The following is a 16,187-nucleotide window of genomic DNA, read 5'->3' as shown; positions in this document are numbered from 1 at the left end:
CCCGATACACTGTATCAGGGTATATTGATTCGTGCAGAAAGCTAATATTTTCCAACTATCGACACATCGGCACCGAACCACTTTGCGGATATTCTCCGCAGCGATCCGTCTCGTGCCATATCGTAAAGCAAAGCATTCATCGTTTCCGCTAATTCTTTGTCTTCTTTTCTGAATGCATAGCTATAGGTAGTAATGATGATCGGATCTCCGAGAGCCTCGTATAGTTTCTTTTCTATTGTAATTTTACTGTAATATGTCAGCAAATTCATTACGACAGCATCAAGCTGTTTGAAGTCCAACGCAGTCAGCATATCTTCTTGATGGGGATAAAGATATGGGCGGCGGCCGTTATTTATATAGAGGGGAGACTTCATAACTATTTCGCGCATCTCTTCATCTGCCAACATACCGATCCGTTTATTCCGTAAATCAGAAAATTGATTGAACATTACGGTACCGTCCATACTGCGAAGCACCACAACTACCAACGCGTCCCGTAAATAAGGTGTACTTAATAAAAAGCGTTCGGCATTTGTCTCATTATTGATAAAACCGCTTGCGATATAATTAATTGTCCTGTTTTCAAGTTTGGCAATTCTGTTTGCTGTGCTAATTGGTACAAGTCTTAACTTTACACCGAGTTTATCGGCTACCGCTTGTGCAATATCTATTTCGTATCCGGCAATTTGACCTGTACTGGAGTAAAAGCTAAGAGGAGGAGTGGATGGATCAACCCCGACTACGAGTTCATTGTTGATAATAACTCTTGCCAATGAGGAATCATTGATTCCTTCTTGATCCGTCCGGCGGCCGGTACAAGAAAGGATTGTAAACAACAAAAAAATACCGAAAATAAATTTTACCTTCATTTTACCTCAGCCTTATTACAGTCTGATATTAAGTATGGATAGATTGGAACCGAACCATTTCCGAGAAAAAGCCGGAATAGTGCCGTCGGACTCCATTTCAGCTAAAACGGATTCGATTTTGGCGACAAGCGAACCGTCCGTTTTCCTAAAAGCGAACGTGTAATATTCGGTTGCAATCGCCTCGTTGATAATACTGTATTGAGGATTTCGATCGAGCGTATTACAGGAATAAATAAGATCCAATACGATGGCATCGCACACTCCGTTATTGAGGGCGGTATATAAACTGCCGATAGAGTTGTACGTTTGGATAATAACATGATCTTTTAACACCTCTGTGTTCAATAATGCTTCGTCGCCTCCGGTTCCTGCCTCAACTGCTATCCTTCTGTCCCGCAGCTGTGCCAATGTTTGATAGTCTTTTCTTGCAAGCGCTACGACAATTTTAGTATTCTGAAGATACGGCGTACACATTCTATAGTGTTGTTTACGTTCTTCCGTAAGGCTGAAACCGCTTGCAATACAATCGATTGTTCCCCTATTCAAAAGCATTTCTTTTTGCGTCCAATCTATCGGGTAAAAAACCGGATGAATACCGATCCGGCGGCATAATTCCGTCAATATATCGACATCATACCCTACTATTTCATTCTTTTCATTTCTAAAGGAGAGAATGGGAACAAAATCTGAAACGCCGATGACCAGTGTGGCTTTTACCTGAACTTTTGACCAAGACGGATCTTCAATGTATTCAATTTTATGACTGCGGCGGCATGAAGAAAATAAAAGAAATAGTATACAGAGTGCCGCATATGCAGCTATTCGTTTTTTCATATTTGTCTCTAAAACCTTCAATAATATCTTAATATCTTATTCAATATCTTATTCGTGCGGAGAAGTATACCAACAGTACCATTTTTTATGTGTCCTGTAAAGAGAAATTATTGCCTACTTCAGGGCAACCGCATCAAAAATATTTTTAGCGGTTGCCTTCCTTCTGTGCGAAATTTTACTCAAAATTTCGCACATTTTTCCAGCCAAGAAGTAAACGCATCAGGCAGAGCAGATATAAATCGCGGAAAAATTGAGACTGTGAGACCATTTGAACCGCGAAGAGGTTCAACTCTGGTCGAATAGTCTCAATTTTTCTGCGGGGATGTTAAAAATCGATCTGATGCGTTTACCCTGTTGCCTGCTCTCCTGTTGGAAAAAATGTGCGAAATGTAGTATGGTTTCACTATGGAAAAGAATACACGGATACAAGAACTTGAAGCGCTGATAAAAAAGCATCAGGACTTATACTATAACGCAGAACCGGAAATTTCGGATGCGGATTTTGATTTATTGTGGGACGAACTGCGACGCCTCGACCCTCAGAATGTCTTATTTGCAACGGTACCTAAGGACAGCGCCGACGGCTTCCCGAAGGCGGAACACATTATCCCGATGGGGAGCCAAGAAAAAGCAGCGGATCCCGAAAGTTTCCAAAAATGGGCGGAAAAGATGCCGTTCTCCGATTTTCTGGTACAATACAAACTGGACGGCGCCAGTATGGAGCTGCAATACGAAAAGGGGCGGCTCGTTCGGGCAGTAACACGGGGCGATGGCAAAATCGGAGACGATATTACCGCGAATGTTAAAAAGATGCGGGGCGTCGTATTTGAACTGAAAGGCGATTCCGCCCCGACCGGAGCGGCTCCCTTTTCCGGCGGTATCCGCGGCGAAGTGCTGATGACCAAAGAGGTGCTGCGCCGCTTTTATCCCGATAAAAAGAATTGCCGGAATGCGGCAAATGGGTTGATGAAGCGGAAGGATGGCAGCGGCAGCGAGCACCTCGAAATTATTTGTTATGATGCTGCCGCAGGAACAGTCGGAAAGCCTTTTACCGAAGCGGCGCCTTTCACCACGGAAACGGAAAAACTCAGTTGGCTTGAAGCGCAGGGCTTTTTGCAGGTGCCGGTTACACGGTGCGCCGGCGTCCGGGACGTTATCGACTACCGCGCCCATGTTATGGATATCCGCAGCGCTATTCCCTACGACATCGACGGCCTTGTCGTTAAAAACGACCGTATCGATACCGCAGACCTCAGCAGGGCGCGGCCGGAAAAACAAATCGCCTTTAAGTTCAGCCTTGAAGAAGCGGTTACTGCGTTGCGCAGCGTCGAGTGGAGCGAGTCGGGCGCTACCTACACCCCCATCGCGCTGATCGATCCGGTTCAGCTGGCGGGCACAACCGTTAAGCGGGCAAACCTCTGCAACCCGAACATGATTGCGGAGCTGAACCTCAGGATCGGCAGTAGAGTACTGGTAACCAAACGGGGGGAAATCATCCCTAAGATAGAAGCGCTTATCGAAAATCCCGATTCAAGCGCGCCCATCGAACAGCCTTGCAAGTGCGGGAGTTGCGGTACTGCACTCCGCGACGAAGGTACTCGCTTGTACTGTCCGAATCCGGCTTGCCCTAAGCTCATTCATCATCGGATAGAAAAATGGATCAATACCCTTGATATTCAAGACTTCGGGACGGTGCTCCTCAAACAGCTCTTTGATGCACAGCGCCTCCGTTCTATTTCCGATTTATATACACTGACTGTTGAAGAACTCGCAGCGCTCGAACGCATGGGAAAAAAGTCGGCGGAAAAAGTGTACAGAGCACTTCATGCCAAGCGTGAAATCTCACTGCCGGTCTTTATTGCCGGTTTTGATATTGAAGGCATCGGCCGCACCATGGTGGAAAAGCTGGTTGATGCAGGCTTTAATACCCTCGAAAAATTGCTTGCAGCCTCAGAGGAAGAGTTTGCCGCCGTGTACCAATTCGGCAGCATCCTTGCCCATACGCTTACACTCGGCCTCCGCGATGCAAAAGAAGAGATGCTGCAGCTTACCGGTTCGGGAATGATCGTTATTCAAGCACCAGCCGCCGCTCAAGGAAATCTGCCGCTTGCAGGAAAAAGCTTCTGCTTTACTGGAGAACTGAATACGCTTAAAAGGAAAGAAGCTGAAGCGATGGTTCAAGCAAAGGGCGGGGCGGTAAAATCGTCGGTAACCAAGGGACTTACCTATTTGGTAACCAATACCCCCGATTCCGGTTCGTCAAAAAACAAGAAAGCTCAGGAACTCGGCACAGCGATTATCACCGAAGCGGACTTTTTAAAACTGTTTTAATGTCAGCCTCCTAGATATCTCGTCAGCAAATGGACATCCGTTTCCCTTCTGCCCTTCCAGCGCTTTTGCAAATAGGCGGAGTAGATACGAGGCGTGAACAAAAATTAACCGCAGGCACGGTACAAAATATACATCCCTGTACATTTTGTACCTACGTGTTTGCAGCGCAAACACACTGCTGACTGGAACCACGGACATCCGTTTCCGTTCTGCCCTTCCAACGCTTTTGAAAATAGGCGGTGCAGATACAAGGAGTTAGGCAAAAAAGTACCGCAGGCGTATCTTTGATACGTTGAGGACACTTTTTTGCCGTGCGACGCAGTAGATGCCCCGCATATTTTCAAAAGGCACATAATTGACAGGCTTATCTTTATATGATATACCTTTTGCGCATATTTTGTTTTTTACCTTTTAATTAAGACGGAAGGAGTATATAATGTCTGGACACAGTAAATGGGCGACGATTAAACACGCAAAAGGGGCCGCTGACGCAAAACGCGGTCAGATGTTTACAAAGTTTATTAAAGAAATTTCTATAGCTGCACGTATGGGTGGCGGGGATCCGAATGGTAACCCCCGATTAAGAACTGCAATATTAAAAGCACGCGCGGCTAATATGCCGAAAGATAATATTGAACGGGCTATTAAGAAAGGTACCGGCGAATTGGGCGGTGCAAGCTATGAAGAGCTGTTGTACGAAGGTTATGCGCCGGGCGGCGTTGCGGTATTGGTGGAAGTACTGACCGATAATAAAAATCGGGCTGCAGCCAATGTGCGTAACCTTTTTTCCAAAAACGGCGGTAACCTCGGTGCGACCGGTTCGGTAGCTTATATGTTTAACCGCAAGGGCGTTATAGAGTATGATGCCGAAGTCGTCAGCGAAGAAAAACTGATGGAAGAGGCATTGGAAGCCGGAGCGGAAGATATTCAGGCTGACGGCGGTATTATTACGGTAACAACAGATCCCAACGACTTTGCTTCCGTGCTTGAAGCCTTACAGGAAAAAGGATTTGAATCCGTTTCTGCAGAAGTTTCCATGGTTCCCGCAACATATATGAGTTTGGAGGCAGAAACAATCCGTAAAGTGTTAAAAATGGTTGAACGTCTGGAAGAAGATGACGATGTTCAGAACGTATACACAAACCTCGATATTCCCGATGATTTTGAGCCGGAGGAATAACGGTACATTTTGTAATTTTAATATCGCAAAAATAATTTAAGGAAAATCTCTAAAAACTGAGGTTTTTAGAGGCTTCCTCTATAAAAAACGCCATACTTTCGTTGTTTTTAGCGGTTTGTATGGCGTTTTTGTTTTGTTACGGCCGTAGAATCAACGCGGCACTTCCCGTGGTCTCTCTAATTAAAAATTCTTAATGAAAAATATTTAATTAGTTAATCGCTTCCACTTCTTCTTTGCTCAATCCTGTCATTTTTTCGATAAACGGTATTTCGCAATTGGCTTGCTTCATCAGTCGTGCCGTTTCAAGCGCTTTTTGGTGGGAACCGCGCTCAAGGCCTTTACGCTCAGACTCGCTTATCATCGAGAGCCGGTCGCTTTCATATTCCCACGCTGCCTCATACCGCTTCCGCTCTCGCTCATCCAGATAAAAGATGTCCATCACCTTATTTGCCTTCGCCATTACAGGATTCTCTTGTGCGAGCACTTACCTTACCTCCTATCTTTTGAAAATATGTGGGCACCTACTTCGTTATTTCACAAAAATTAGTCCTCAATGTGCAAAAGCACGCCTGCGGGTAATTTTTGTTCATGCCTCGTATCTGCTCCACCTCTTTTCAAAAGAGTTAGTTCGTATAAATCGTAGTCAGTCTATCAGTTTTTCTTCTTTACCGGTAGAGACTTTTTTTCTTTGCTCCGCCATGGATGGCGGGGGGTTCAAGCAGAAGCGATGTTTCGAGCGGTGAAACGCATTGAGCTGCTGTGGGATTTGCTCATTTTCACACCTCCTACAGTCCTTATGCGACTTTTGGAGGAAAATGGCTGGAAAAAGTACTTCTTTTTTTATTTTTTATGAAGAACCGCGAAAAAAAGAATTGCACAAAGACTGCAAAGAATGCAATAACAGCAAGCATTTCAGGGTCAACGCATCAGGTCGTTTTTTTAACACCCCTGCCATCCGTGGCAGTTCTGTCTGCGGTTCAAATGGTCTCCACAGTTTCAATTTTTCCATGGTTTTTACCTACTCACCTGATGCGTTTACCCGTCTGCTGGAAAAATGTGCAAAATTTTAAGTAAAATTTCGCACAGAAGGAAGGTAACCTCTGAAAATATTTTATAATGCGGTTGCCCTGGTAAGCATTTCTATTTGTATTTTTTTTAAAGACGGTATATAATAAACTTGCGAAAAAAGGTAAAGTGTGGTTACCTAAAAAGATAGCATGTTGAATTCTATGATAAAGACAAAAGGGGATATACGAGGAGGTAGGATATGAAAAAGCAATATGTGAACTCTGTCAGTATTCTTTTGGCAATGCTGTGCCTTGCGTTTACGGCATGTAATGGTATGCTTACCGGCGGAGACACCGGCACGGTACGGGTTGTTATTGGAGGCGGAACTGCCCGTTCAGTTGATGGAAAAGGCCTCCCTGCGCTTAATGAGAATAATACCGTTATCACCATTACGGATGAAGAGGGAACTGAATTAGCACGGAAAACAACATCGGTTACGGTTACGCTTGCTATCGGTACAAAAATTACCGTAAAAGCGGTTGTTACAACAGCGGCAGGAGCGTGGCACGGTTCCGAGAAGCACACTGTTACGGCAGGGGATAATTTCATTGCCGTAAAGCTATCTAAAACGCTGAAAGTTGCCGCCAATCTGCTGTTTTATATTACAGGAAAAGACCCTTCGGGGAGTAATATCGTATCCTTGAGCACGCAAAACGGTAGAAAACTGCTCGATGGAATTCTTATCGGCAAAAAACCGGTAACGGCACGGGATAAAATCGGCAGAATATATGTGCTGTATGAAGATACTTCATCTACTCATCTTAAACGCTTTAATGTGGAGGGAAATGAGGATACCGAATTTGAAGCTGCTCTTGCTGCTGTACTGCCGTCCGGCGTTGTTATCGGTAGTATTGATAATATAGTGATTGATCAGGACGATAACTATATCTTTTTGCTTAAGGAGGATACCGTCTATTGCTTCAAGGAGAAAGAAGATCATTCGTTTGAATCTTTTAGCAGTGCTGCATTCCCGAGTGCACCGGCATCAAGTGCTAGTGCCGTTGCGGTAGATGATGATGTACTGTTTGCTGTGTATGGTCAGACTTTGTCTGCCTGTGAGTTTGGATTTGAAGATCTTCCCACTCCGGGCAATAAGACTTTAAAATTTAAATCGACGACACTAGCGAGTCAGAACTTGAATCAACTTCGATCAGCTTCCGCCTTTGGAAATGATCTTCCCGATTGTACCGGTCTTTTTGCCGAGGATGACGACGTGTACTGTCTGCTTACCCAGCAGAAAGAGGAAGCAGGAAAAAAGTATGCGCTTGGGCAGCTCGTTCGCTATGAATATTCCGGCAGTACGCTTACCAAGAAAAATACGGAAGGACTTCATTCCAAAGCCGGTAGTACTGATCTCTCCCTTCCCTTCGAGTCAGCCTCTTTCTCTAACCCCGTCGGTTTTATCGGCTATGACGAAGACAATATCTACATAGCGGATGACGGTGTAAATATCGAGTATCTCAATGAAAATCTCCGTGTAAACGGCAATCAAGATCGCATCGCCGCATTCAACCGCAGAAACGGTAGTCTGTCTTTCCGTGACTCTGGTGCAACATGGTTTACAGAGCACGCCGTCTATAAAAAGCCCAATACAAAGATACTGCTGTGGGAAAAGCAAAGCCCTGCCATGGTTCTTTCCCCCATGAACTATTGGATAAGCACAGACGGAACGGAAGCATTTTCCGCTACGAATAAGCTTTTTGAAGACTCCGTGCAGCCTACCGATGTTTTCTGTTACGACCAAGACGGCAATCTGTATATTTTGTGGAAAGATAGTTCTGGTTGCAACGTTAGACGGTTTGCGCTGAAAGAAGACGGCTCGTATGATACGCAGGGTGTGGATGCTTTTCTAACACCCCATGATGTTTCTGCAATTGCTGTTGATATTTCCGATGGGCAGAACAGTCTGTATTATACGTATGCGGATGGTCCCAGTGGACACATAGTAAAATATAACTGGTCTCTAGGCAGTTCTTTTAATAGTGGGTCAGGTGTCTCTGGATATGATGTGCCGTTTAATCCGGATACCGCTCCCGTTACCGCGCTTGCAGCAAACAAGGACGGGCTGTTTGTCGGCACAAGGGCAAGGAGCACATCTCCTGACGGTTATACATTATCGGTAAAGAAATATGACAAGCAGGACGGAGCCGATAAAGGAACAATAGATGTCGGATCATTTCAAGAAACTCCTACGGAACCGACTTCGCCTCCGTTCGACCCCTATACGAACACGATAGCCTTTGTTAACGACTTACAGGTTCTCGACGGTGTGTTGTATGCCATCACTTCAAAAGAAGAGTACGGTATGAAAGAAACTAGTTTCGATTATCAAGCCGATACCTTTAAAAACAGCGGCAAGCTGTATAAAATCGGCAGCACGAAGGATGGATTCTCCGGCAGTGCCGTCGAATTGGCTAAAAAGGATCCTGTAGATACGGCAGGGAATGAAGTCGGCTACGGCTTTTATCGCTTTATTGCCGTAAAATACGACGAAGCCGAGCGGATTAGGCTCATCATCGCCTCGGACGGTGCATGGGGTAAGGATGGAACTGTTATTTCCCCTGAACAGCCTTACTGTAAAAATGTGGACAAGGTATTGGAGTACGATTTGAAAGGCCGTTTACAATCTGAAAGAGATTCAGGCGGCGGTTTTTCCAAGCTGTTACAAGAATCCGGTTTTGAGTGGAACTAAATCGTAGGATGAGTTTTAAAGAATGCTGTGCAGCTCGATTCCGGCGTCCTGCACAGCAAAAGCCGCTCGTCAGCCTCTGCGTTCCCGTGTATGGGACGGAGGGGCTGATCGGGCGGTTTTTTGAAAGCGTGTTACGGCAGGATGCAGCGCCGCTTTTTGAAACCATCGTTGTAAACGACGGCAGTCCCGGTGCAAAAGAACTGCGGGGTATTATTAAAACATATACAAAGCGGTTTAAAGCGCAGGGGTTGCCGCTCGTGTTTTTGGAACATAGTAAAAACCTCGGTACGCTCGAAGCGCGCCGGACAGCGGTAAATGCGGCATCGGGTGAATACCTCGCCTTTGCCGATCCGGACGATGAGCTTCCGCCTAATGCTCTCCGTATATTGTACGATGCAGCCGCTACGTCGGGTGCCGATATTGTACACGGCAAGGCTGCGGTGTGCGGTATGGAAGGAGAACCGGACACGCGTGTTGCAGCCTTTGCGCAAAGGGCGCAGAATGTGTACGATGGTGTTTTAACCGGCGATGAAATCCTCCGCACATATATCGTTGAACACTCATACAGCAGTTTCGTATGGGGCAAGCTTTTTAAAACAGACCTTGTTCAAAAAGCGTACGGCGACATTCCGTTTACCTATTGTACAATGGCGGAAGATATGCTGCTTTATTTTTTTATTGCTTTGACTGCATCGAAATCTGTCGGCGCATTAGAAGATAGGCATATCGAAAAAGCGTATACATACGCCGGCATACGGGATATTGTGTATCACTACCATATCAACACCGGCGTTACTTCCCGCCGTACAATCGCCGACCTTTCCGAATGGCAAAAGGTATGCTCCGTTGCTTCGGTTTTTACCATTATCCTTTCTTATTTGGATGAACATCCCGCTGTTGACGGCGCTATCCTCAAAGCTGTACAGGATTTAGGCCGCGCTCACTATGCCGATAACCTCAAGCAGCTGGAAGCCTGTGTGGTTCCTTCATTACAAAGAGAGGCGCGGGCTATGCTGGATGAGTGGTGGGGGCTTGCATAGGCGCGGATCTATGCGCTCTTGACGCCGGATGCCGATCTATCAGTCCGGCATATTTCTTTGATACGGATCTACCCTTGTTTTTTCCCCGGAAAAAGGATAAATTGACGTATTCTCCGTAAAAATCATTGAGGAAAGTCAGAGTTTATGCCGCATCTTTATATCCCCGAACACTATCAGCCGGTTTTAACCGGTAAAGAAACGGAACAGGCTATCGTTCGTATTAAAAACTTTTTTCAGCTCACGTTATCGACCCGTTTGAACTTAACCCGTGTTACGGCGCCGCTCTTTGTTCCCAGAGGAAAGGGCTTGAACGATGATCTGAACGGCACGGAACGGGCAGTGCATTTTCCGGTAAAGGATATGAACGAGCAGGAGCTTGAGATTGTACACTCGCTTGCAAAGTGGAAGCGAGTCAAAATAGCGGAAATGGGATTACAGTCCGGCTTCGGTATTTATACCGATATGAATGCGATCCGAGCTGATGAGGAACTTGATAATATCCATTCGCTGTATGTCGATCAGTGGGATTGGGAGCTCGCGATGGAGGAGTCCGACCGAACGCTCGATTTTTTGAAGGCAACCGTAGAAAAAATATACGATTGCTTAAAGTGTACCGAGTTTTTTATCTATGATAACTATTCGGCAATCGAGCCGATTCTGCCGAAGCATATCACCTTTATCCATGCGGAAGATCTCTATGCGCAGTATCCCAATCTTTCCGGAAGGGAACGGGAACGGAAGTGCGCCCGGCAGTACGGTGCTGTCTTTTTAATCGGTATCGGCGCTCCGCTCAAAAACGGAGAACCGCATGACGGCAGGGCGCCCGACTATGACGACTGGATTACCGAAACCGGCAGCGGACGGCACGGATTAAACGGAGACTTGTTGGTGTGGAATCCCGTGTTAGAGGATGTGCTTGAACTCTCTTCGATGGGGATCAGGGTAAGTCCTAAAACAATGAGGGAACAGCTTGCCGCCCGCAACTGCATGGAACGGGCATCGCTGTTTTTTCATACCAAGCTGCTGAACGGAGAACTGCCCCAAACCATCGGCGGAGGAATCGGGCAGTCGCGGCTCTGTATGTTCTTCTTGCGGAAAGCCCATATCGGTGAAACGCAGGTTTCGGTATGGCCCGACGATATGCGGGCGCAGTGTGCGGGACGGAGCATTCTACTATTATAGAATATTTGTGAATGAATTTATCGGGAGGCATTACAATGGACATTCGGCATTCGGTCGCTGCGTTTTTTGGACGGCATAATTTTGATGCGGAAGGCCCCACGGTCAATACGGTTATCGATACGCTGCTGTATGATATGGAAGAAGGGCTGAAACGGGATCCGAGCATTCCCATTGGTACGGGGCCGGCGCTGGATATGATTCCGACGTGGTTTATGCCGCCGCAACAGCCGCCCAAGAATACTTCGGTTATTGTTATCGATGCGGGCGGAACCAATTTCCGCTCATGCTTGGTTACCTTTGACGAAAACAGCATCCCGTCCATCAGTCAGCTTGAGCGAAAGCCGATGCCGGCAACCGATAGGGAATACTCCAAAGCGGAATTTTTTGACACCATCGCCGCTTATTTAGACCATCTGAAAAACGCCGCGGATTCTATCGCGTTTTGCTTTTCGTATGCGATGAAAATTACTCCGGCAGGCGACGGCGAAGTGCTGCAATTCTCTAAGGAAATCAAAGCGCCCGAAGTGATCGGCTCATTAGTCGGTCAAAATCTGGAGGCGGCGCTGATGCAGCGGGGCTGGAATAAGCTGAAACGCATTGTGCTGTTAAACGATACGGTTGCGGCGCTCCTCGCAGGGGCATCGACTGCTGTCGGCGGGAAAAAATACGATTCGTATGTGGGCTTTATCCTCGGAACCGGAATGAACGCCGCGTATATCGAATATCAGAATATTCCGAAAATTGCGTCGAACAGCGCCGGTACGGTCGCCTTGCCCGCGCAGATTGTCGTCTGCGAGTCGGGGAAGTCGAACAAACAGCCGCGCAGCGATTTTGATGAAGCGTTTGCAAAAAAGACCGACCAGCCGCAGATGTTTTGGTTTGAAAAAATGTGCTCCGGCGCCTACCTCGGATCGGTTGCTTCGGTGATGATACGGGCAGCCGCTGCGGACAATCTGTTTTCCGCCGGCGTTAAAAAAGCGTTTGCTTCCATTGCTGACCTTCCGCTCATCGATGTAAACCGCTTTTTGCAGGCTCCGTATTCCGATCAAACCCCGCTCGGACTGCTGTTAGCCGGCGGCACGGAAGAAGACCGCGAGGTTCTCTGCCGGATATTGGATGCGCTGATTATGCGCACGGCACGGCTTGCTGCGGGGAATATTGCCGCGGCTGTTATTAAAACAGGCAAGGGAAAAAATCCTGCGCTGCCGGTTTGTATCCTTTCAGAGGGTACAACGTTTTTAAAAACGTACCGCTTGCATGATGCCGTTATCGCGCACCTCTATACGGCGCTGACACAAAAACGCGGCATTTATTTTGATGTGGTGTCCCTCGACAACGCAATTACGTTCGGCACCGCTATCGCGGGTACGATTTAACAATGTAACGGAGGTTTAACGAGACTTACATGGCGGAGCTTTTTTATCTGGCAAAAATCGGAGAGATAAATCTTAAAAAAGGGAACCTAAAGGATTTTGAACGGCGGCTTGCGCAAAACTTCAGAAGCTATTTTGACGGAGCAGTGCCGAACGTGCAGGTACGCGCCGGGCGGATGTATGTACGGGCTGATGAGGCTTTGCAGCCGCGGGTAGAAGCGGCTTTAAATCACCTTTTCGGCATTACGAGCTGGGCGCAGGCAAAACCGGCGGATAAAACGCTCGAAGCTATTTCCGAAACGGCTGTTACCGAAGCGAAAGCGTTGCAAGCACACGGTGCACGCACCTTTAAAATTGAAGCCCGCCGCGCCGATAAGCAATTTCCCCTCACGTCGTATGACATTGCGCGGGAAGTAGGCGGAACGATCCATACGGCGGGGATTTTAACCGTCGATGTGCATAACCCCGATGCGGTTATCAGCATCGAGGTGCGCGAAAAGCAAGCGTTCATTTACGGCGTTGAACATACCGGCAGGAGAGGCCTTCCCTGCGGCTGTTCGGGACGGGCGCTGCTGCTGCTCTCGGGCGGAATCGATTCCCCCGTTGCCGGATATAAAATGCTCTTTCGTGGAATGAAAGTCGATTATGTGTATTTTCATTCCCATCCGTATACGTCGCCGGAAGCTCAGCAAAAGGTAGAAACCTTAGCCGGTATTTTATCCCACTACGGACTTGGCGGATACATGACCGTTGTGTCGTTTACCAAGGTACAGCAGCATCTAAAGCGGACGGTGCCTGAAGCCTATTTGACGCTTTTGCTCCGTATGTGTATGATGCACACGGCTGAAATGCTGGCTGAAAAGGTTAATGCGCAGTGCTTGGTTACGGGAGAGAGTCTCGCGCAGGTGGCAAGCCAAACGATCGAAAACCTTACGATTACCGACAGCTGTGCAAAACTTCCGATTCTGCGTCCGCTTATCGGTATGGACAAGGAAGAAATCATACGCTATGCGGTTGATATCGGTACGTACCAAACTTCCATACTACCGTATGAAGATTGCTGCGTACTGTTTTCTCCCAAACATCCGGTACTGCATACACGGCAGAAAGATGCCGAAGATATCTATGCGCGTATAGATATAGAGCCGTTGCTCATGGAAGCCTTCGAGCAGCGTGAAACAAAAAAAATAGAATGGGCTTTGCCGTAAAGGAAGGATTTTATTTATAATGCATAAAAAATTATTACCTGTTTTATATCTTTTGTTTTTTTCTTCCGTTCTCTTAGTGGGTATGAGCGCTGATGAGGCATATCCTGTGATTGAAAAAATAATTTCGACGAGGCCGATGCAGGAGAACAGTATCTATTATGTAAACGATGAAGATATACAACTCATACTCGGCTCAGCAGCAGAGACAAATATTAACTTGTTTGAACTGATCGATTGTATGTACCGTTATCTTGCGATGAATAACAAACGGCTTGAAATATCGGGAGATATGCTCCGTAATGCACGAACATTGTTTAGTTATGGGGGATATCCCGTTGAGCAGCTTTTACCGATAGATAATCTTGTGAGCGTACAGGTTGGGGCTTGTTTTAATCAAAATCAAAATCCGCTTGAAATGGAGCTTAATGCTCCTTACAGTGTTTACATTGAGATTGCAACGGCTGCATACGATACTCGATGCGGTTTTACGAAGCTGCAGCCGCTCAATTTTCTGGAATCTTATGGTATGTACATTAAAAAATGGAACATAACAAAACAGATACGAAAAATTCATCTGTATGAACCCGGTTTCGGCGCTGTATACGCTCAAGGTTTCTTTAAACCGAAAAAATGGGAATTGGGAGCTATCACTCGAATTCTTTCTCAGTCCCCTGAGCCTTGAGATTTCAGTTCATTATTTCTTTCCTGAAGCCCCAGTTTTATTTCTTCTGCACGTGCGATATCCCGTTCGGCTGTTTCGATGAGCTTTTCGTACTGAGCAATGCCGTCTTTATATCCGGCAATGGCTTTTTGTAATGTTTCTATTTTATGTACCTCGCCGGCAAGGGCGATTTCGTTTTCGATACATTCGATGTCGATCGCATTTTTTTCCAGCTTTACACGATACTCTGCAATAGAATCTAAGTACGTTTTAAATGGATCCGGTACGCTGGAAAGGGGTTCTTCGGTACGTGTGCCTGCATCGGTATAAAAGATATCGCTATACTGTGAACCTTGCCGTCTCTCGGCTTCTTCAATTTTCTCATCCGTATTTTTTATGATGTCCGCCAGAACATTGATTCGCTTCTGGGGAGTATCGATAACACCGCATTCCGTTAACGTTTCAGTAAGCTTTTTCTGCTCGGCATTCAGTGTTGCCTTTCTGTCTTCCATTTCATCTTGCTTGGCAACGATTGCTTGGAGGGCAAGATACGCTGTTTCAAGTTGTTCCGGAAAGGAAGCGCCGCGTACCTCTTTTATAACAGTATCGGTGAGGAATTCTTCTCCTGCGGCAATAATTTGCTCATTCATCTTTTTCTGCAAACCGGTTAATTTTCCTTTGAGCGATAATAGCTGCGGACTCAAGGTCAGCTTTTTAAAAAAGTGTGCATCGTTTTTTTGGCGTTCAAGTTCTTGTTTGTCTTGCTGTACCTTCTCGATAGAGTCTTTGAGCGGTTCAATTGATTGAACGATCTGTGCAATTTGCGGGAGTGAATTATTTTGATAGGTTTGAAAGAATAGTAAAATAAAATCATTCCGCGCTGCTTCATAGGTACGCTGTTGTTCATGCAATAGTTTATCAACTTCTTTAGAAAAAACTTTTAATTCATTTTGCCGCGATTGTGCCGTCTTAATACTCAAAACAGTATCCGAATCCTTTCGGCGGGACTCTCTCAGTATTTTCCATGCTTCAAAGTCCTGTTCGTTAATATGAGGCATTGTTTCTTTACGCTGCAAAACATATTCGAATTGGGTTTCGCCGTATTCTCTGTACAATGAATTAAGCATTGTTTGCAAATTTTCCCGCTCTTTTTTTCTGTCCGCTAAATTTTTCTTCAGATTATCCATACAAAACCGCCTTTGTTCATCCCATGAATATAAAATAAGAGAACACTATCAATATATACGTTTGTCGTAAAAAATACTATATCATCGGTTCAAACACGCTACTGACTGATCTCGCCCAAAATGAACATCCGTGTTCATTTTGGGCTGCAAGTTTGTAAACAAACTTGTTTCTGCGTGGAACCAGCGGCATTCATGCCGCTACTGAAAGCCTCCTTCCAACGCTTTTGAAAATAGACGAGGTAAGTACGCGAAGCAAATAAAAATTAACCGCAGGCATGTTGAAAAGTGTACATCCGTGTACACTTTTCAACGTCGAGTTTTTGCTGCGCAAAAACGTCGCTGCTGCTTATAACCACGGACATCCCTGTCCGTCCTGATACGTTGAGGATTAATTTTTATGAAGCGACGAAGTAATTACCCGTATATTTTTGAGCCAACGCTTTTGAAAATAGCCTGTTAAGCAGTTATACCTCCGTGTACAACTGCTTAACGACGAGATTTGTGCATAACACAAATCTCGCTACTGCTTATAACCACGGACATCCGTGTCCGTTCTGAAACT

The 16,187-nt window shown here is 46.0% G+C and carries 13 protein-coding genes; 9 read left to right on the top strand and 4 right to left on the bottom strand.

Going from position 1 to position 16,187, the window contains the following annotated elements; all coding sequences use genetic code 11:
- Positions 1 to 41: 41 nt before the first annotated feature.
- Both E4N66_RS09390 and E4N66_RS09385 read right to left on the bottom strand, forming a co-directional pair.
- A complete protein-coding gene (locus E4N66_RS09390; RefSeq protein WP_044013313.1) occupies positions 42 to 869 on the bottom strand; it encodes a substrate-binding periplasmic protein in 828 nt (275 codons plus the stop codon).
- Positions 870 to 884: 15 nt separating this feature from the next.
- Positions 885 to 1,703, bottom strand: coding sequence for a transporter substrate-binding domain-containing protein (locus tag E4N66_RS09385; protein ID WP_253727819.1), 819 nt, complete (start codon positions 1,701 to 1,703; stop codon positions 885 to 887).
- A 405-nt stretch (positions 1,704 to 2,108) separates the two neighbouring features.
- On the opposite strand from E4N66_RS09385, the gene ligA reads away from it, so the two are divergent.
- Positions 2,109 to 4,034, top strand: coding sequence for an NAD-dependent DNA ligase LigA (gene ligA, locus E4N66_RS09380; protein WP_253727817.1), 1,926 nt, complete (start codon positions 2,109 to 2,111; stop codon positions 4,032 to 4,034).
- Between the two features lie 436 nt (positions 4,035 to 4,470).
- Positions 4,471 to 5,214, top strand: a complete 744-nt coding sequence (locus E4N66_RS09375) for a YebC/PmpR family DNA-binding transcriptional regulator (protein WP_044013307.1) — start codon at positions 4,471 to 4,473, stop codon at positions 5,212 to 5,214.
- A gap of 208 nt (positions 5,215 to 5,422) precedes the next feature.
- On the opposite strand, the gene E4N66_RS09370 is transcribed toward E4N66_RS09375, so the two are convergent.
- On the bottom strand, positions 5,423 to 5,698 hold the full coding sequence (locus E4N66_RS09370; RefSeq protein WP_253727816.1) for a hypothetical protein: 276 nt from the start codon (positions 5,696 to 5,698) through the stop codon (positions 5,423 to 5,425).
- Between the two features lie 331 nt (positions 5,699 to 6,029).
- Between E4N66_RS09370 and E4N66_RS09365 the strand changes: the two genes are divergently transcribed.
- The 7 genes from E4N66_RS09365 (at position 6,030) to E4N66_RS09335 (ending at position 14,459) form a co-directional block, all read left to right on the top strand.
- Positions 6,030 to 6,284: a hypothetical protein gene (locus tag E4N66_RS09365; protein WP_253727815.1), complete on the top strand. Its 255-nt coding sequence runs from the start codon at positions 6,030 to 6,032 to the stop codon at positions 6,282 to 6,284.
- Positions 6,285 to 6,481: 197 nt separating this feature from the next.
- On the top strand, positions 6,482 to 8,974 hold the full coding sequence (locus tag E4N66_RS09360; RefSeq protein WP_253727813.1) for a hypothetical protein: 2,493 nt from the start codon (positions 6,482 to 6,484) through the stop codon (positions 8,972 to 8,974).
- Positions 8,975 to 8,982: 8 nt separating this feature from the next.
- Complete coding sequence (locus tag E4N66_RS09355; RefSeq protein WP_253727812.1) at positions 8,983 to 10,014, top strand: glycosyltransferase family 2 protein; 1,032 nt, start codon at positions 8,983 to 8,985, stop codon at positions 10,012 to 10,014.
- Positions 10,015 to 10,158: 144 nt separating this feature from the next.
- A complete protein-coding gene (gene asnA, locus E4N66_RS09350) occupies positions 10,159 to 11,196 on the top strand; it encodes an aspartate--ammonia ligase (protein ID WP_253727810.1) in 1,038 nt (345 codons plus the stop codon).
- A gap of 35 nt (positions 11,197 to 11,231) precedes the next feature.
- Positions 11,232 to 12,572, top strand: a complete 1,341-nt coding sequence (locus E4N66_RS09345; RefSeq protein WP_253727809.1) for a hexokinase family protein — start codon at positions 11,232 to 11,234, stop codon at positions 12,570 to 12,572.
- 29 nt (positions 12,573 to 12,601) lie between these two features.
- Positions 12,602 to 13,777 carry a tRNA uracil 4-sulfurtransferase ThiI gene (gene thiI, locus E4N66_RS09340; protein WP_253727808.1) on the top strand — a complete coding sequence of 392 codons (1,176 nt, stop codon included), beginning with the start codon at positions 12,602 to 12,604 and terminating at the stop codon, positions 13,775 to 13,777.
- Between the two features lie 19 nt (positions 13,778 to 13,796).
- Complete coding sequence (locus tag E4N66_RS09335; RefSeq protein ID WP_253727806.1) at positions 13,797 to 14,459, top strand: hypothetical protein; 663 nt, start codon at positions 13,797 to 13,799, stop codon at positions 14,457 to 14,459.
- On the opposite strand, the gene E4N66_RS09330 is transcribed toward E4N66_RS09335, so the two are convergent.
- On the bottom strand, positions 14,441 to 15,625 hold the full coding sequence (locus E4N66_RS09330) for a hypothetical protein (RefSeq protein ID WP_253727805.1): 1,185 nt from the start codon (positions 15,623 to 15,625) through the stop codon (positions 14,441 to 14,443). The genes E4N66_RS09335 and E4N66_RS09330 overlap by 19 nt on opposite strands.
- Between the last annotated feature and the right edge of the window lie 562 nt (positions 15,626 to 16,187).

Origin of the sequence: Treponema sp. OMZ 857 (genome assembly GCF_024181085.1) — a bacterium.
In the GTDB taxonomy this organism is placed as follows: domain Bacteria; phylum Spirochaetota; class Spirochaetia; order Treponematales; family Treponemataceae; genus Treponema.
The sequence above is the reverse complement of the archived record's forward strand: the minus strand, read 5'-3'. Positions and strand labels throughout refer to the sequence as shown.